At 69.7% G+C, this 17,243-nt stretch carries 14 protein-coding genes and 1 tRNA gene; 4 read left to right on the top strand and 11 right to left on the bottom strand.

The genetic code is table 11. From position 1 onward, the window contains the following. Window positions 1-74: 74 nt before the first annotated feature. From prfA to argS, 8 genes are all read right to left on the bottom strand, one after another. Window positions 75-1,154 carry a peptide chain release factor 1 gene (gene prfA, locus ACQPYY_RS05840; RefSeq protein WP_357289676.1) on the bottom strand — a complete coding sequence of 360 codons (1,080 nt, stop codon included), beginning with the start codon at window positions 1,152-1,154 and terminating at the stop codon, window positions 75-77. 81 nt (window positions 1,155-1,235) lie between these two features. Further along, window positions 1,236-1,457: a 50S ribosomal protein L31 gene (gene rpmE, locus ACQPYY_RS05835; RefSeq protein WP_357098869.1), complete on the bottom strand. Its 222-nt coding sequence runs from the start codon at window positions 1,455-1,457 to the stop codon at window positions 1,236-1,238. 644 nt (window positions 1,458-2,101) lie between these two features. After that, window positions 2,102-4,093 carry a transcription termination factor Rho gene (gene rho, locus ACQPYY_RS05830; protein ID WP_433592992.1) on the bottom strand — a complete coding sequence of 664 codons (1,992 nt, stop codon included), beginning with the start codon at window positions 4,091-4,093 and terminating at the stop codon, window positions 2,102-2,104. A gap of 392 nt (window positions 4,094-4,485) precedes the next feature. Then, window positions 4,486-5,427: a homoserine kinase gene (thrB, locus tag ACQPYY_RS05825; RefSeq protein ID WP_433594577.1), complete on the bottom strand. Its 942-nt coding sequence runs from the start codon at window positions 5,425-5,427 to the stop codon at window positions 4,486-4,488. 115 nt (window positions 5,428-5,542) lie between these two features. After that, window positions 5,543-6,634, bottom strand: a complete 1,092-nt coding sequence (gene thrC / locus ACQPYY_RS05820; RefSeq protein ID WP_357282059.1) for a threonine synthase — start codon at window positions 6,632-6,634, stop codon at window positions 5,543-5,545. Then, window positions 6,631-7,974 carry a homoserine dehydrogenase gene (locus ACQPYY_RS05815; RefSeq protein WP_433592991.1) on the bottom strand — a complete coding sequence of 448 codons (1,344 nt, stop codon included), beginning with the start codon at window positions 7,972-7,974 and terminating at the stop codon, window positions 6,631-6,633. Before ACQPYY_RS05815 ends, thrC begins: the two co-directional genes overlap by 4 nt. After that, window positions 7,971-9,392 carry a diaminopimelate decarboxylase gene (gene lysA, locus ACQPYY_RS05810; RefSeq protein WP_433592990.1) on the bottom strand — a complete coding sequence of 474 codons (1,422 nt, stop codon included), beginning with the start codon at window positions 9,390-9,392 and terminating at the stop codon, window positions 7,971-7,973. The genes ACQPYY_RS05815 and lysA overlap by 4 nt, the downstream gene beginning before the upstream one ends. After that, on the bottom strand, window positions 9,393-11,051 hold the full coding sequence (gene argS, locus ACQPYY_RS05805) for an arginine--tRNA ligase (protein WP_379105649.1): 1,659 nt from the start codon (window positions 11,049-11,051) through the stop codon (window positions 9,393-9,395). A gap of 122 nt (window positions 11,052-11,173) precedes the next feature. Here argS and ACQPYY_RS05800 point away from each other — a divergent pair, with 122 nt between their 5' ends. The 4 genes from ACQPYY_RS05800 to ACQPYY_RS05785 all read left to right on the top strand — a co-directional run bounded on the left by ACQPYY_RS05800 (window position 11,174) and on the right by ACQPYY_RS05785 (window position 14,599). After that, window positions 11,174-12,133: a DUF3105 domain-containing protein gene (locus tag ACQPYY_RS05800; protein ID WP_379105646.1), complete on the top strand. Its 960-nt coding sequence runs from the start codon at window positions 11,174-11,176 to the stop codon at window positions 12,131-12,133. An 11-nt stretch (window positions 12,134-12,144) separates the two neighbouring features. Further along, entirely contained in the window at window positions 12,145-12,858 is a 714-nt protein-coding gene (locus ACQPYY_RS05795) for a DUF305 domain-containing protein (RefSeq protein WP_433592989.1), read from the top strand. 114 nt (window positions 12,859-12,972) lie between these two features. Then, window positions 12,973-13,048, top strand: a tRNA-Arg gene (locus ACQPYY_RS05790). Window positions 13,049-13,321: 273 nt separating this feature from the next. After that, entirely contained in the window at window positions 13,322-14,599 is a 1,278-nt protein-coding gene (locus tag ACQPYY_RS05785; protein ID WP_433592988.1) for an alpha/beta hydrolase family protein, read from the top strand. A gap of 2 nt (window positions 14,600-14,601) precedes the next feature. On the opposite strand, the gene ACQPYY_RS05780 is transcribed toward ACQPYY_RS05785, so the two are convergent. The 3 genes from ACQPYY_RS05780 to ACQPYY_RS05770 all read right to left on the bottom strand — a co-directional run bounded on the left by ACQPYY_RS05780 (window position 14,602) and on the right by ACQPYY_RS05770 (window position 17,126). Then, window positions 14,602-15,201, bottom strand: a complete 600-nt coding sequence (locus ACQPYY_RS05780) for a TIGR03086 family metal-binding protein (protein ID WP_433592987.1) — start codon at window positions 15,199-15,201, stop codon at window positions 14,602-14,604. 9 nt (window positions 15,202-15,210) lie between these two features. Continuing rightward, a complete protein-coding gene (locus tag ACQPYY_RS05775; RefSeq protein ID WP_433592986.1) occupies window positions 15,211-16,599 on the bottom strand; it encodes a hypothetical protein in 1,389 nt (462 codons plus the stop codon). A gap of 176 nt (window positions 16,600-16,775) precedes the next feature. Continuing rightward, window positions 16,776-17,126: a hypothetical protein gene (locus ACQPYY_RS05770; RefSeq protein WP_379105636.1), complete on the bottom strand. Its 351-nt coding sequence runs from the start codon at window positions 17,124-17,126 to the stop codon at window positions 16,776-16,778. Between the last annotated feature and the right edge of the window lie 117 nt (window positions 17,127-17,243).

The following is a 17,243-nucleotide window of genomic DNA, read 5'->3' as shown; positions in this document are numbered from 1 at the left end:
CACGACATCCGTTGTCACGGTGGGAAACGATCCTCCGGTCGCGGACTCCCGTCCATGGCGGTTCGGCGCGCCGCTCATTCCGCGGCCAGGCGGGCCGCGCGGTCGGCCTCACCGAGCGCGTTGAACAGGTCGTCGAGGTTGCCGTCCAGCACGGAATCCAGGTTGTGGGCCTTGAAACCGATGCGGTGGTCGGCGATGCGGTTCTCCGGGAAGTTGTAGGTGCGGATCCGCTCGGAACGGTCCACCGTCCGGATCTGCGAAGCGCGTCCGGCCGCGGCGTCGGCGTCGGCCTGCTCCTCGGCCAGGGCCTGCAGCCGGGCCGCGAGGACCTGCTTGGCGCGGATCTTGTTCTGCAACTGCGACCGCTCGTTCTGGCAGGTCACCACCAGGCCGGTGGGCAGGTGGGTGATGCGCACCGCGGAGTCGGTGGTGTTGACGCCCTGACCGCCCTTGCCGGAGGACCGGTACACGTCGATGCGCAGATCCTTCTCGTCGATCTCGACTTCCTCGACCTCGTCGGGCTCCGGGTAGACCAGTACGCCCGCGGCCGAAGTGTGAATGCGCCCTTGGGATTCGGTGACCGGCACGCGCTGCACGCGGTGCACGCCGCCCTCGAACTTGAGCTTGGACCACACGCCGTCGCGGGAGGCCTCCTTGCTCTTGATGGAGAAGCTGGCGTCCTTGTACCCGTCCAGATCGGAGTAGGTGACGCCGAGCACCTCGACCTTCCAGCCGTGCCGCTCCGCGTACCGGATGTACATGCGGGCCAGATCGGAGGCGAACAGCGCCGACTCCTCACCGCCCTCGCCGGACTTCACCTCGAGGATGACGTCGTCGCCGTCGTGCGGGTCGCGCGGCGCGAGCAGGTCGGTGAGCTGCTTGTCCAGCTCCTCGACCTGCGCCTGCAGACCGGGCACCTCGGCCGCGAAGGACGAGTCGTCCGCGGCCAGCTCCTCGGCGGCGGCGAGGTCCTCGCGCGCGGAGGTCAGCTTGTTGTAGGTCGACATGATCGGGCCGAGCTCGGCGAACCGCTTGCCGACGCGACGGGCCGCGCCCGGGTCGTTGTGCAGCGAAGGGTCGGCGAGCTGGGTCTCCAGCCCCTGGTACTCGGCCAGGATGTCGTCGATCGCGTTGGGGGCCGTCTTGTCGGCCATCGCGGTTACTCCCGTCTTAGTAGGTCCATAAACGCACCGACGCCCGGCCTGCGGAGCGCAGGACGGGCGTCGGGGGGACAGCTACTTGGCAGCCTTGTCGCGCTTGCCGTAGCGGGCCTCGAAGCGGGCCACGCGGCCGCCGGTGTCCAGAATCTTCTGCTTGCCCGTGTAGAACGGGTGGCACTGGGAGCAGACCTCGACCGTGATCTGGCCCGACTCCTTGGTGCTCTTGGTCTGGAAGGTGTTGCCACAACCGCAGACCACGGTGGTGTCCACGTAAGTGGGGTGAATTCCTGCCCTCATTGGGTGTCCTTTCAATGGTCGCCGGGTCGCCTTCGAGAAGGCGTGAACCGGAACCGACTAGAGGCATGGTTGCCGACGGAACAGTCTATGCGCTGCTCCCGCGTGGTCACCACGAGGGGTGACATGGGGCAGAACAGGCGCCCCGAGCCATTTGTTCCCGACCGCGCCCCGGAAGACCGCGCGAGCAAACCCGAAAGTCGAGTAGTGCGCTACTCAGGAATGCGAACACCCGTGTTCATAGAGTTCTTGCCAGGTGAAGGCCACGCGAGCGACCGGAAAGGCGACATGGCGACCAGGAAGGAAGCGACAGCTGGGGGAATCCTGGCGCTGCTCGGTCTGCTGGTTCTCGCGGGTTGGTGGATGGCTCCCGGAGAGTCCGGCAACGCGGTGGGATCCGTGAATCCGGCCCCACTCCCGCCGCGGGGGGACGACACCCTCACCTATCGAGCGGTCACGGTATCGGAGAACACCGGTGCCGTGACCGCGCTCGTGCTCGGCTTCATGATCGGCGGCGCGGCATTGATCGGACTGTTCTTCTTCGGCCCGGTCCCGGTTCCGGACATACGGCGGCGGCCCCGCCGAAGCGGGGCCGCCGTCGTGGTTCGCTGCGGACGCGAGGCAATCGGTTGCCTTGCGCCACAGGCTTATTCGTCGATCGCGCCCGGGGCGGTCTTGGAGACCGTCATCAGGAACTCGATGTTGGACTTGGTCTTCTTCAACCGGTCCACCATCAGGTCGATGGCCTGATGCGAGTCCAGGCCGGACAGCACGCGACGCAGCTTGTGCAGCACGGCCGCCTCGTCCGGGGACATCAGCAGGTCGTCGCGACGGGTGCTGGACAGGTTGACGTCGACCGCCGGGAACACGCGGCGCTCGGCGATCTTGCGATCGAGCTTGAGCTCGGCGTTACCCGTGCCCTTGAACTCCTCGAAGATGACCGTGTCACCGGTGGAACCGGTCTCCACCAGCGCGGTGGCGATGATGGTGAGCGAGCCGCCGTTCTCGATGTTGCGGGCCGCGCCGAGGAACCGCTTGGGCGGGTACAGCGCGGTGGAATCCACACCACCGGAAAGGATTCGGCCCGATGCCGGGGACGAGTTGTTGTACGCGCGGCCGAGACGAGTGATCGAATCGAGCAGCACGACGACGTCCTGACCGGCCTCGACCAGGCGCTTGGCCCGCTCGATGGCGAGCTCGGCGACCGAGGTGTGGTCGCTCGGCGGGCGGTCGAAGGTGGAGGCGATGACCTCGCCGCGCACGGAGCGCTGCATGTCGGTCACTTCCTCGGGACGCTCGTCCACCAGCACCACCATCAGGTAGCACTCGGGGTTGTTGGTCGCGATCGCGTTGGCGATGTCCTGGATGACCATCGTCTTACCCGCCTTGGGCGGGGACACGATCAGCGCACGCTGGCCCTTACCGATCGGCATGATCAGGTCGATGATGCGCGTGGTCAGCTTGTTCGGCTGGGTCTCCAGCCGCAGGCGCTGGTTCGGGTACAGCGGGGTGAGCTTGTTGAATTCCGGTCGGCGCCTGGCGCTTTCGACGTCGCCGCCGTTGACCGTGTCCAACCGCACCAGCGGATCGAACTTCTGACGCTGGTTGCTCTGGTCGCCGTCGCGCGGGGCGCGCACCGCACCGACGATGTGGTCACCGCGGCGCAGGCCGTTCTTGCGGACCAGGTTCATCGACACGTACACGTCGTTCGGGCCGGCCAGGTAGCCGGAGGTGCGGACGAACGCGTAGTTGTCGAGGACATCGAGGATGCCCGCGACCGGCTGCAGGATGTCGTCCTCGCGGATCTCCATCTCGCGGGCCTCGCCGCCGCCGCCACCGGCGCCGCCGTCGCGGTCCCGCCCACGGCGACGCTCACGGAAGCGGCGACCCCGACGGCCACGGCCCTCTTCGTCGTCACCACCGCGGTCGTTGCGGTCGTTGCGGCCGGCGCCGTTCTGCTGGCCGGCGTTCTGGTTGCGCTCGCCCTGGTCGCCGCGCTGACCGCGCTCGCCCTGACCACGCTCGCCCTGGTTGCGCTCGCGGCGGCGCTCGCCGCCCTCCTGCTCGCCCTTGTCGGCGACGGGGGCCTCGGCATTGTCGGCCGCGCCGCGCTGCTCGCGGCCCCGGCGCTGGCGGCCGCGGCCACGCTGGCCGCCGTCGCGAGTGTCCTCGCCACCCTCGGCGCGGGCGGTCTCGCCCTCCTCGCGCTTGGCCTCACGGGACTCCGCGCCCTTGGCATCGCGCTTCTCCGAAGCGGTGGATTCGCGCGTCTCCGAAGCGTTTTGGCGGGACTCGGCCTTCTCGGCGCGGTCGGTCTTCGCCTCGGTCTTCGCCTCGGCCGGCGCCGCATCGGCGGACCGGGCGGACTTCTTCACGGACTCGGTGTCGGCGGCCGACACGGACTCACCGCCGGTCGACGCGTCCTCGGCCTTCGCCTTGGCCTTGCCCGTGGTCTTGCCACCAACGGTCGCGGGCGCCTTGGTGGTGGCCCCGACCTGGTTCTCCTTGATAGCGGCGATGAGATCACCCTTACGCATCCCGGAAGTGCCTCGGATACCGAGCTCTCCCGCAAGCGCACGCAACTGCGGCAACAACATTCCAGTCAGCCCCGATCGTGCGACGTCAGTTTGTTCGCTCATCTTCGAAATCTGTCCGGAGTCACTTTCGCGGCTCCCCGAGGACGCTGGATCACTGTCCACCCCGGGTGTCGCGAGCAGGTCCGTATCTGTCACGGAAATCCTTTCCTTCCCTCGACCGCCGTGTGCCAGTTCGAGGGTTCCTCCTGCAGTCCGGACTCCTGCCGGACTCGGATGCCGTATCGCCTGTCCCGCCGGACCGGTGGGCTCGCCAAATGGTGGGAGAGATCATTCCAGTTGACTGGCTACCCCCAAGTTTCGAGCCTCGAGCTCGAGCCCGAGCAAGGAGCCTCTGGAGCGATTTGCCCTGATGAAGCACCGGCGTCTGACGCGCACGATGTACGGACTCGCTCAGGATAGCTCCCACCTTTTGCATCGGCAAGGCAGGCGCGCTGTCAATCCACCAAGACGCCGTCAGCGATGCCGGGCTCGAGCACGCGCAGTCCGTCGGAGATCGCGAGTTCACGCAGTTCCTCGGGGAATTCGCTGGTCGCGAAGGCCAACACGGTCGGACCGGCGCCCGACACGGTCGCCGGGATGCCGGCCGCGCGCAGCCGTTCGATCCACTTCGTGGTGAGCGGCAGCGCCGAGGCGCGGTAGCCCTGATGTAGCCGGTCGGCCGTGGCGGGCATCAGCAGGTCAGGGCGCTGCGTCAAGGCGACTACCGCCAGCGCGGCCCGGCTGGCGTTGAACGCCGCGTCGGCGTGCGGCACGGTGTCCGGCAGCAGACCGCGGGTGTGCGCGGTGGAGGAACGCTCCTCGGGGATGAGCACCACCGGGCGCAACGAGGCGTGCGGTTCCAGCCGCACCGCGCGGTAGGCGCGGCCATGAAGCTCGGCCGTGCCGTTTCCGGCTGCGGGACCGTCGGTTTCGGACCAGGACACCACGATCCCGCCCAGGATGCTGGCCGACGCGTTGTCCGGGTGGCCCTCGAATTCCGAGGCCAGCTGCACCATCACGTCATCGCCGTAGGCCAGTCCGGCATCGAATTTCGCGGCCAGGCCGCGGCCGGCGGCCAAACCGCCGACCACCGCCGAAGCCGACGAGCCCATGCCCCGCGAATGCGGAATCACGTTGCGGCACACCACGTCCAGGCCGTCCGCCCACACGCCCGCGGCCTGCAGGCCGCGTTCGATGGCGCGCACCACCAGATGCGAAGGGCCCCAGGGCACGTCATCGGCGCCCTCCCCCTCGACCCGGATGGTGAGGCCGGTGTCGGTGGTGGACACCGTGATCTCGTCGTAGAGACCCAGAGCGATTCCGAGGGAATCGAATCCCGGACCCAGATTCGCGCTGGACGCCGGAACCCGCACGGTGACGGAGATTCCGGCGGTCAGCGTCCGCGTCCCGCCGCCGCCTCGCTGGCGCTCGGTGCCACCGGACCGCGAAGCGGCTGCGACATGGTTCTCTCGCTCCGCTCGATCACTGAGCTGTGCGTCGCGCGCGGTCAACTCAGGCCAGCTCGAGCTCGTGGGCCACGGCGACCGGGTCGACCGCGATCGGCTTGACCTCGGGCATCCCCTTGAGCGCGTTGTCCGGGTCCTTGAGACCGTTGCCGGTCACGGTGCAGACCACGGTGAGGCCGGAATCCAGCCAGCCCTCGGCGCGAGCGGCCAGCAGACCGGCGACCGACGCGGCGGAGGCGGGCTCCACGAAAACGCCCTCGGTGGCCGCGACCAGGCGGTACGCGGCGAGGATCTCCTCGTCGGTGGCCGCGCGGAAGGCGCCGCCCGACTCCTCCTTGGCGTTCATCGCACCGTTCCAGGACGCGGGCGCGCCGATCCGGATCGCGGTGGCGATGGTCTCCGGGTTCGACACCGGAGCGCCGTTGACCAGCGGCGCGGCGCCCGCGGCCTGCACGCCCAGCATGCGCGGGCGCGAGGTGGTGACGCCGTCGGCGAAGTACTCGCTGTAGCCCTTCCAGTACGCGGTGATGTTGCCCGCGTTGCCGACCGGGAGCACGTGCACGTCGGGGGCCTTGCCCAGCGCGTCGGCGATCTCGAAGGCGGCGGTCTTCTGGCCCTCGATGCGGGCCGGGTTCACCGAGTTCACCAGGCCGACCTCGGGGAAGTCGGAGGTGACCTTGCGGGCCAGCTCCAGGCAGTCGTCGAAGTTGCCGTCCACCTGGATGATCTTCGCGCCCAGCATGACCGCCTGGGCCAGCTTGCCCATGGCGATCTTGCCCGACGGGATCAGCACCGCGCAGTGCAGTCCCGCGCGAGTGGCGTACGCCGCGGCCGAGGCCGAGGTGTTGCCGGTGGAGGCGCACAGCACGGCGGTCTTGCCGTTGTACTTGGCATCGGTCATGGCCATGGTCATGCCACGGTCCTTGAACGAGCCGGTCGGGTTCGCGCCCTCGACCTTGAGGTACACCTCACAGCCGGTCAGTTCCGACAGGTGGTGTGCGGGCACCAGCGGGGTGCCGCCCTCGAAGAGAGTGACGGCCTTCCAGTCGGCGGGAATCGCGAGACGATCGCGATACGCGTCGATCAAACCCGGCCACGGCGTGTGCACAGGTGCAGCAGCGCGTGCGGTTGCACTCATTCCTCGGTGCCTTCCAATCTCAGAACACTGGTCACGGACGTGACGGAGTCCAGTTCGGCCAATGCGGCAACGGTATCCGCCAGCGCGGACTCCAGCGCGTGGTGGGTCACCACAACCAGGCGCGCACCCTCGTCGTGTCCCTCCTGGCGGACCGTCGAGATGCTCACACTGTGCTTGGCGAATTCCCCGGCGACCGCTTCCAGCACACCGGTGCGGTCGGCGACCTGCATGTTCACGTGGTAGCGGGTCGGGGTGTCGCCGATCGAGGCGATCGGCAGCTCAGCATAGACCGATTCGCCCGGCGCGCGGCCACCGTAGAACTTGTTGCGCGCCGCCATGACCAGGTCACCCATGACGGCCGACGCGGTGGGAGCGCCGCCGGCGCCCTGCCCGTAGAACATCAGGCGGCCGGCGTTCTCGGCCTCCACGACCACGGCGTTGAACGCGCCGCTGACCGCGGCTAGGGGGTGCTTGCGCGGGATGAGGGCGGGGTAGACGCGCACGGAGATCTTCTCCTTGCCGCCCTCGTCGGTGACGCGCTCGGCCATGGCCAGCAGCTTCACCGTGCAGCCCACGGCCGCGGCCGTCTCCAGATCCTCGGAGGTGATCTTGGAGATGCCCTCGCGGTAGACGTCGCCGGAGGTGACGCGGGTGTGGAAGGCGACCGAGGCCAGGATGGCGGCCTTGGCGGCGGCGTCGTAGCCCTCGACGTCGGCGGTCGGGTCGGCCTCGGCGTAGCCCAGGCGGGTGGCCTCGGCCAGCACGTCGTCGTAGTCGGCGCCGGTCTCGGCCATGGCCGAGAGGATGAAGTTGGTGGTGCCGTTCACGATGCCGACCACGCGGTTGACCCGGTCGCCGGACAGCGACTGGATGAGCGGGCGGACCACCGGGATGGCGCCGGCGACGGCGGCCTCGAAGTAGAGGTCGGCGCGGTGGTTCTCGGCCGCGGCGGCCAGCTCGCCGGTGTAGTCCGCGAGCAGCGCCTTGTTGGCGGTGACCACGGACTTGCCCGCGTTCAGGGCCGCGGAGATGAGGGCGCGGGCCGGGTCGATGCCGCCCATCACCTCGACGACGATGTCGACGTCGTCGCGGGTGACCAGGGCGTCGGCGTCGGTGGTGAGCAGGTCGGCGGACAGGCCGCGGTCCTTGCTCAGATCACGCACCGCGACGCCGCGCAGCACGACGGGGGCGCCGACACGGTTGCACAGGTCGTCGGCGTGGTCACGAATGATGCGGACCACCTCGGTGCCGACCGTGCCCATGCCGAGGACCGCGACACCGATCGGGTGATCCGATCCCCACACGCCGTTCTTCGCAGCGTTGTTCGCCACCTCGGTCATGCCTTCACCTCCAAGCTGAGTAGGTCCTCCACCGTTTCACGGCGGAGGATCAAGCGCGCCTTGCCGTCTCGCACCGCGACCACCGGGGGCCGGGTGAGCATGTTGTAACGGCTCGACATCGAGTAGCAGTACGCGCCGGTCGCGGCCACCGCCACCAGGTCGCCCGGGCCCACATCGGCCGGGAGCCAGGTATCGCGGATGACGATATCCCCACTCTCGCAATGCTTTCCGACCACTCGGGCCACCACCGGTCCGGCCTCGCTGGACCGCGAGACCAGACGGCAGTCGTACTCGGCCTGGTACAGGGCCGGACGAATGTTGTCGCTCATGCCGCCGTCGACGCTCACATAGCGTCGGCGATTGCCACCGTCGAGCACAACATCTTTGATGGTGCCCACCTCGTAGAGGGTGACGGTGCCGGGACCGGCGATGGCGCGGCCCGGCTCGACGGCGATGGTCGGCATCGGCAGCCCGGCGCGCTCGGCCTCCTCGGCCACGATGCGGCGCAGGTTGGCGGCGAAACCGTCCAGGGCGGGCGGGTCCTCGTGCGGCAGGTACGAGATGCCCAGGCCGCCACCGAGATCCAGGATCCGCATCTGCTCGGCGCGCTCCATGCCGAACTTGTCGGCGACCTCGCGCAGCAGGCCCAGCATGCGGCGGGTGGAGATCTCGAAGCCGTCGATCTCGAAGATCTGCGAGCCGATGTGCGAGTGCAGGCCGAGCAGGCGCAGGTTGTCGGATTCGAAGACCCGGGCGATGGCCTGCATGGCGTCGCCGCCCGCGATGGAGAAGCCGAACTTCTGGTCCTCGTGCGCGGTCGAGATGTACTCGTGGGTGTGGGCTTCCACGCCGACGGTGACGCGCACCAGCACGTCGACGACCTTGCCCGCGCGCTTGGCGACGGCTTCCAGTCGCTCGATCTCGATCAGCGAGTCGACGACCACGTCGCCGACGCCCGCCTCGACCGCCATCTCCAGTTCGGGTACCGATTTGTTGTTGCCGTGCAGCGCGATTCGCTCGGCCGGGAAGCCGGCGTGCAGCGCCACCGCGAGCTCGCCGCCGGAGCAGACGTCCAGGTGCAGGCCCTCGTCACGGATCCAGCGGGCGATCTCGCCGCACAGGAACGCCTTGGAGGCGTAGTGGACTCGCGCGCCGTCGCCGAAGGCGCGGACCATGTCGCGGCAGCGGGAACGGAAGTCGTCCTCGTCGATGACGAACAACGGGGTGCCGTACTCGGCGGCCAGCTCGTGCACCGGCACACCGGCCAGCCGCACCACGCCGTCGGCGTCGCGGGAGGCGTTGCGCGGCCACACGCTCGCGGGCAGCTCGATCATCTGGGCGGGCGCGCTGGGGCGCTCGGCCAGCGTGGGCGCGTGCGGAATGTCCGCGTGGCGGGGACCGGCGGGGTGGGCACTCATCTACATACGCTCCGGAGCACTGACGCCTAGCAGGCCGAGGCCGTTGGCGAGAACCTGACGGGTGGCTTTGACCAGCTCGAGGCGAGCGGCATTGAGCGGGGTGACCTCGTCGTCGCCCTGCGGGATGACGCGCAGCGTCTTGTCGGACTGGAAGGGGTGGTACGCGCCGGCCAGCTCCTCGAGGTAGCGGACGACGCGGTGCGGCTCGCGCATGTCGGCGGCGGTGGCCACCACGCGCGGGTACTCGCCGAGGGTGCGGATCAGCTCGCCCTCGCGGTCATCGGTGAGCAGCGCGAAATCCGGTGCGACCGAGGCGTAGTCGAACGCGGCGGCATTGCCGATGATCTGGTTGGTGCGGGCGTGCGCGTATTGCACGTAGTAGACCGGGTTCTCGCTGTCCTGGCGGGTCCACAGGTCCAGGTCGATGTCGATGCTGGAGTTCACCGAGGAACGCACCAGCGAGTAGCGGGCGGCGTCGACGCCGATCTGCTCGACCAGGTCGTCGAGGGTGACGACGGTGCCCGCGCGCTTGGACATGCGGACGGCCGCACCGTCTTTCACCAGGTTCACCATCTGGCCGATGAGTACCTCGACGGTGTCGGGGTTGTCGCCGAACGCCGCGGCGGCGGCCTTCAGGCGGCCGATGTAGCCGTGGTGGTCGGCGCCCAGCATGTAGATGCACAGGTCGAAGCCGCGCGAGCGCTTGTTCTGGAAGTAGGCGATGTCACCGCCGATGTAGGCGGACTTGCCGTCGCTCTTGATGACGACGCGGTCCTTGTCGTCGCCGTACTCGGTGGAGGCGATCCACCAGGCGCCGTCCTTCTCGTACAGATTGCCCGACGCCTTGAGCTCGTCGAGGGCCTTCTCCACCGCGCCGGAGGCGAACAGCGAGCTCTCGTTGAAGTACACGTCGAAGTCGGTGCCGAATTCGTGCAGCGTCTTCTTGATGTGCGCGAACATCAGCTCGACGCCCTCGCGGCGGAACAGCTCGTGGCGCTCGGTCTCCGGGAGTTCCAGCACGCCCGGGTTGGCCTTCACCACGGTGTCAGCGATGTCGTTGATGTAATCGCCCGCGTAGCCGTCCTCCGGGGTCGGCTGTCCGAGCGCGGCGGCGACCAGCGAGTTGGCGAAGCGGTCGATCTGCGCGCCGTGGTCGTTGAAGTAGTACTCGCGGGTGACGTCGGCGCCCTGCGCGGCCAGGATGCGGCCGAGCGCGTCGCCGACCGAGGCCCAGCGGGTACCGCCCAGGTGGATGGGGCCGGTGGGGTTGGCGGAGACGAACTCCAGGTTGATCCTGGTGCCGCCCATGGCGTCCGCGGTGCCGAACGTCGCGCCCGCTTCCAGGATCTTCTCCACGATCGCACCCTGCGCGGCCTTGGCCAGGCGGATATTCAAAAAGCCAGGTCCCGCGACTTCGGCGGCGTCGATGCCCTCGGCGGCGGTCAGCGCCTCGGCGAGCAGCGTGGCGAAATCGCGCGGGTTCATTCCCGCCTTCTTGCCTACCTGCATGGCCACATTCGTGGCATAGTCACCGTGCTCGGGGTTGCGGGGACGCTCCACCTTGACCTCGTCGGGCAGGACCGAAGGGTCGGATCCACGTTCGACAAGTACCTTCGCCGCGGTAGCACGAAGGAGATCTGCAAGGTCAGCTGGAGTCACGAGTCACTATCCTATGGTCTGAGCAGGTGAACGCCGCGAGCGGGCACCACCGGGCAGGTGCCCAGCAAACGATGCGGCCGCGTCGTTTGATTGTCCGACACGTCGAAAAGAGCACAACAAGCATGCCGAGCAAGACCAGTGCCAAATCGGCCAAGGCCATCAAGGCCGCGGGCAAGTCCGCCGGGTCGTCCCGCAAGGGCGGTGGCGGCGGACTGGGCGGAAGGCGCCAGATCCCGTGGCTCATGATCGGGGCCGTCGTCTGCGTTTTCGCCCTGATCGGCGGCATCGCCTGGGTGCTCGTGCCGAAGATCCAGGACAAGCAGGAGCAGAACAAGTACACGCCGTCCGCGCAGAAGAAGGATCCCTCGGATCAGATCTCCGGCGTGGTGAAGAAGGACTACGCGGCGGGCCTGCACATCGCCGCCACCCAGCGGGTGGCCTACGACCAGGCCCCGCCCTTCGGCGGCCCGCACGACAGCTCGTGGGCCGCGTGCACCGGCGTCGTGTACCCGACGGCGATCCGCACCGAGAACGCGGTGCACTCGCTCGAGCACGGCGCGGTCTGGATCGCCTACAACCCGGACAAGCTCGACAAGGCGGGCGTCGACACGCTGTCGGCCAAGGTCAAGGGCAAGCCGTACACCCTGATGTCGCCGTACCCGGGCCTGGATTCGGCCATCTCGATGCAGTCGTGGGGCCACCAGCTCAAGCTGGACAGCGCCGATGACAAGCGCGTCACCCAGTTCATCACCGCGCTGCGGCTGAACCAGTACGCCTACCCCGAGGTCGGCGCGGACTGCGCGAACCCGACCTTCAAGACCGACAACCCGCCCGCCTTCGATCCGAGCGCCCCCGGCCCCGACGCGGTCCCGATGGACGGCACCGGTGCGACCAAGGCGCAGAACGAGATCGGCGGCACCCCGGGCATGCCCAGCATCCCCGGCTTCCCCGCCGGTATCCCGAGCCTGCCCGAGGGCACCCCGGCGCTGCCGACCGACGCCAATCTGCCCGGCGGCATCCCGACCATCCCGGCCCCGACCGACGGCCCGACGCAGCCGGAGCAGCCGGCTCCGACCCAGTAGTGCCGCCGTTCATGGCCGACGTCCCCGATCGCAGCTCCGAGCCGGATCCCGCCGCCGAGCCCGCCCAGCAGCCGCGCCGCAATCAGCGGCAGCTGCTGGCGATCCTCGGCGTGGTCGGGGTGCTGCTCGCCGGTTTCCTGGCCGGAATCCTGGTCGGCAATCCGCTGCGGCATCAGACCGAAACGCCCGGCGCCGTGGATGTCGGCTTCTCCCAGGACATGTCGGTGCACCACACGCAGGCGGTGCAGATGTCGAGTCTCGCCCTGTCCGGGTCGGCCGACCCGGCGGTGAAACGCCTGGCCTACGACATCCTGACCACACAGGCCAATCAAGCCGGGCGCATGCAGGGTTGGCTGCAGCTGTGGGACAAGCCGCTCATCGCCCCCGACGGTTACATGGGCTGGATGACCGACATGTCGGCGCACCAGCATTCGGGCACGGGCGTACACGCGGGCGCGGTGCAGACCATGCCCGGTATGGCCTCGGATCAGGAGATGGCCGCGCTCGGCCAGGCCACCGGTCCGGCCCAGGACGCACTGTTCCTGCAGCTCATGCTGCGCCACCATCAGGGCGGCATGCCGATGATCGAGTACGCGGCCCAGCGCGCCGACACCGACGCGGTGCGGTCGCTGGCGGAGAGCATGGCCAAAACCCAGCAGGGTGAGGCCGATCTGATGACGCAGATGCTCGCCGAACGCAAGGTCGCACCGCTGCCGATGAACTGAGGACCCGGCGGACCGGGTGGATAGAAACGCCCGGTCCGCATCGGTTTTTGGCGCAGCGCGGCCGATGCGATACGCTTTCCCCGCCCGACCGGGAGACCGGACGGGACCATCCCCGCCCTCGTAGCTCAGGGGATAGAGCGTCTGCCTCCGGAGCAGAAGGCCGCAGGTTCGATTCCTGCCGAGGGCACCATCAAAGGCCCCGACCGTGATTCACGGTCGGGGCCTTTGTCGTTCGTGCACATGCTGTCGTTCGCGCACCGTGACAGCCGAATCAGATGTCTGACTTATCGTGCCATCGTGACCGATCGGTATTCCGATTCACGGCCCTGGGCGGGAAGGTAGAGCTGTGCATCGCGGTGTCCGGTTGTGCAGGAGGCAGCCGGACACCGCGAGCGCGTTCCGGGCGGACCGGTCGGCCCTGCCTTGCCGAGTGAAACACGTGCAAGCCGGTATCTTCTGAGAGGTGCCGGAGAACGAGAGCGCCCGTACAGGACAGCGGTCCCGGCGCGCCTCGCGCCCCGGAATCCGCCGCTTGTTCCCGCTGCTCGCGGCCACCGTCACCGGCTCGATCCTGGCCACACCGGCCACCTCCACACCCGTCCGGCCGGAGGAGACGACCCTCGCGTCGTTCTACGAACCGGCCGCCGACCGGATTCCCGGGACCCACGGTTCGGTGATCCAGATCCGGCCGCTCACAGGCGATCCCGCGCTTGCCGGGGCACGCAACTATCTGCTGATGTACCGCTCGATCGATATGCGGGGCAATCCGGTCGCGGTCACCGGCACGCTCGCGGTGCCCGACAGCACGCCGCCGCCCGGGGGCTGGCCGTTGATCTCCTGGGCGCACGGCACCACCGGTGTCGCCGACGCGTGCGCGCCCTCGCAGGACACCTCCCCCGACTTCCCCGCCCACGACTACACCTCGATGGTGCGGCGGGTGCAGGAGCGCTGGGTGGCGGCCGGGTACGCGGTCGCGCAGACCGACTATCAGGGGCTGGGCACGCCCGGGCCGCACGGCTATCTGATCGGCACCGCCGAGCAGCGCGCCGTCACCGATATGGCCAGGGCCGCACGGCAGATCGACCCCGATATCGGGACGCGCTGGGTGGCGGTCGGGCATTCCCAGGGCGGGCAGGCGGCCGTCTTCACCGACGCGGAGGCCCAGCAGTGGGCGCCGGATCTGCAGTTGCTGGGCGCGGTGGCGCTGGCCCCGGCCTCACACCAGGGCATCGGCCTGCAGGCCTCGCAGCTGGCCAGCACCGCGGGCGTGGCGGGGCCGCTGGCCCCGCTCACCGGCGGCGCGGTGTCGTTCCTGCCCTTGATCATTCGCGGCGCGCAGACGGTGGCCGAGGTGGATCCCGTCCGATTCCTCACGCCACGTGCGCAATCCATGCTGGACGAGGCCGACGACCGGTGCATCGGGCAACTGCGGCAACCGGATTCGTGGGGCGGACTGAACGCCGACGACGTCTTCCGACGCGACGGGGACGCGGCCGCGTTGATCCGCGTGCTGAACGAGAACGACCCCACCGCCCTGTCCTTCACCCAGCCGCTGCTGGTGTTGCAGGGCCGCGCCGACACCACCGTGCCCGCACCGGGCACCGAGGCCATGGTGGTGCGGCAGCGCGCGAGCGGGCAGCCGGTGCAGTACCACGCCTATGCGGGGGTGGATCACCGCGGCGTGCTCGACGCGTCGTTCGACGACGCGCTGGACTGGGTGAACCGGCGCTTCGGGCGCTGAGCTCAGGCCGACCGCGTCCACGCCGGATCGCGGCCGAACCAGGCGGCGAGGCGGTCGTAGGCGGGGGCGTCCGCGGCGATCGGCATCTCGGCGCCGAAAGCCTTTCCCGGGCCCCGGAATTCGGGTTTCAGCACCCGGCGTGACCAGGCCAGGCCGTATTCGGCGAGTTCGGGGTCCAGGGTCCGGTCCTGGCCGGTGGCGCGGGCGAGATCCCAGGTGTGCGTGGCGAATTCGGCGATCTGCTGGTCGGCGCGGCCGCGCAGCGGGGCCTCCCCGCCCAGGCTGGGCACCGGCCGTTCCAGGTCGGCGGTCCGCCACTCGTCGAGCAGGGCTCGCGCGCGGGTCTCGAATTCGGCGGACCAGTCCGCGCCGACCTCCTCGGGCGGCGCTCCCCACTCGGGCATGTCGCCGCGGGCGGCGATGCGGAAGTCGCGCAGGATCTGACCGATCAGGTGGGTCACCAGCTCCCGCACCGTCCAGTCCGCGCACGGGGTGGGCTGGTCGGCCTGATCCGGGGTGACGGCGGCGATGACCTCGCCGGTCTGGGTGATCGCCCGGGCCAGGAGATCGACGGTCGGGTCCACCGGTGACGTGTCGGCCATGCGGCCAGACTAGCCCCGGGGCAGGACCTTCCGCGGTTCATCGGCGTGGGGCGCGGCGAGCAGAGCGGCGGGTGCGGCGCCCGCCGGCCGGATCCGCCACAGCAGGTACACCCCGGCCGCACAGCCGAGGGTGACGACCAGCGCAGACCAGCCCGGCATCGCCGAGACCACGCCGGTCGGATCCCGGTACCAGCGCGGCGAATACGCGACCCGGCCGAAGTCGCTGCCGCGCAACGCCACCACCAGGCAGGGCACGATCAGCACCGCGATGGCGACCACCGCGCTGCCCGCGCCCTTCGGCACCGCCGCGCCGAAGCAGCAGCCGATGGCGAATCCGGTGCCGACCACGCCGAGCACCGGGATCACCGAGTACTGGTGGGCCAGGTCGGCGGTGCCCGCCGCGAAGACGGCCAGTGCTCCGGTCACCGCCAGCGCGAGCCACGGTGAGCGCCGCGCGCGTCCGGCGGCCAGTCCGGCCAGCAGGGCCAGCACCGGGAACGGCGCGGTCCAATCCGGCCGCGGCACCGCGATGATCGCGCTGCCCGCATTGGCGACCGCGACCGCCAGCAGCACCAGCGTGCCCTCGCGGCCCGGCAGCAGCAGGGCGGCCAGTACGGCCGCGCCGACGGTGACGGCGATCGCCGCGCCGATCTGCACGAGCGTCCCGGCGTGGCGCACGAACCATTCCGTGGACAGCACGGTCGCGGTGATCACCACGAGCGCGGACAGGATGGTGCCGATGGCCAGGTCGGTGGTCTCCTCCTCGATCGCCGGATCGGGCTGTTGCAGCATGATTCCCGCGGCCAGCAGCGCGGCGGTGAGCAGCAGCAGCCACACCGGCGGGGTGCCGGCCGAGGCCAATTGGATGAGCGGGTTGCCCTGGCCGTCGGCGGGCGGCAGCGAGGTCTGGTCGCCGACCAGGATCGAGCCGAGCGCGCCGATGAGGAAGGCCGCGGTCGCGAGCGGCTTGCCGAAGACCGCGACGGCCAGCGCGCCGAGCAGGATGCCCGCGAACATGGAGTCGATGTAATTGGCGGTAGTGAGGCTGTCCATGGTCGGCGCGCCCCGGTTCCAGAACTGGTCGACCAACAGCATGACCGCGCTGCCGCAGGCGGTGATCCACGCGCTGCGTCTACCGAGCGCGACCACCAGGGCCGCCGACACCACGGCCAGCGCGGCTCCGGCCGCCGCGGCGCGCGGCATATTGAGGACGAGCAGATCCAATTGCAGGACCGGTCCGGCGGTGGCGCCGCCGAGATCGAGGGGGGCCATCAGCAGCAGTCCCGCCACTACCGCGCCGAGCAGGGCCGCGAGCGTCTCGATCGACACCGCGTAGCGCCGGATCGACAGGGGCGCGGCGATGCCGGGCTGGTGTGCCAGCGCGAATCTCGCGCCCATGTGTCACCTACTCCCTCGGTGATGCGACGCCTTCCGCGTACGGCGATGTCGAGCAGCTATGTGTGACCGAGGCTAACAGCCCCGGGCAGTGTGCATTCCGGGATGTGGAGTCGGTCACACGGGATCACGATCACACGAGACGCGTGGGAGATGAGGGTGCGGGCGCGCGAGCCGGTTCAGGCGCAGCGGAAGCGGAACGTCGCGAGCGGGGTGGTGCCGGGCACCGAGGTGACCTCGAGCGCGGAATCGCCGTCGAGCATGCAGCCGATGGGCGCGGCGACCTGAACCCGATAGCAGCCCGGCGCGCCCGCGTAGACGGCCGACCCGTCGGCGCCGGTGGTGATGGTGGCCACGCTCGCGCCGCCGCAGGGCGCGATGTCGGCGGCCACGCCCGCCATGGGGAACTGTTCGGTTCCGAAGACCGCCTGCACCTTCAGCGCCGGATCGGCGGCCGGTTCGGCGCCGGCCTGCGGGGCGAGCGCGCACGCGGCGGCGAGGGCGGACATGACGATCAGCGTGCGGCGCACCGGGTCTCCTTCGGCCTCGAGCCGAGGATTCGGCTTCCGCGCCAATATAGGTGCTTCCCAGACCATTCGGTCACATTCCGTCGACCCGGGGCACGGTGTGTGTAGACCCGGGGCACG

This window comes from Nocardia sp. CA-145437, from assembly GCF_050956485.1.
Taxonomy (GTDB): Bacteria; Actinomycetota; Actinomycetes; order Mycobacteriales; family Mycobacteriaceae; genus Nocardia.
The sequence above is the reverse complement of the archived record's forward strand: the minus strand, read 5'-3'. Positions and strand labels throughout refer to the sequence as shown.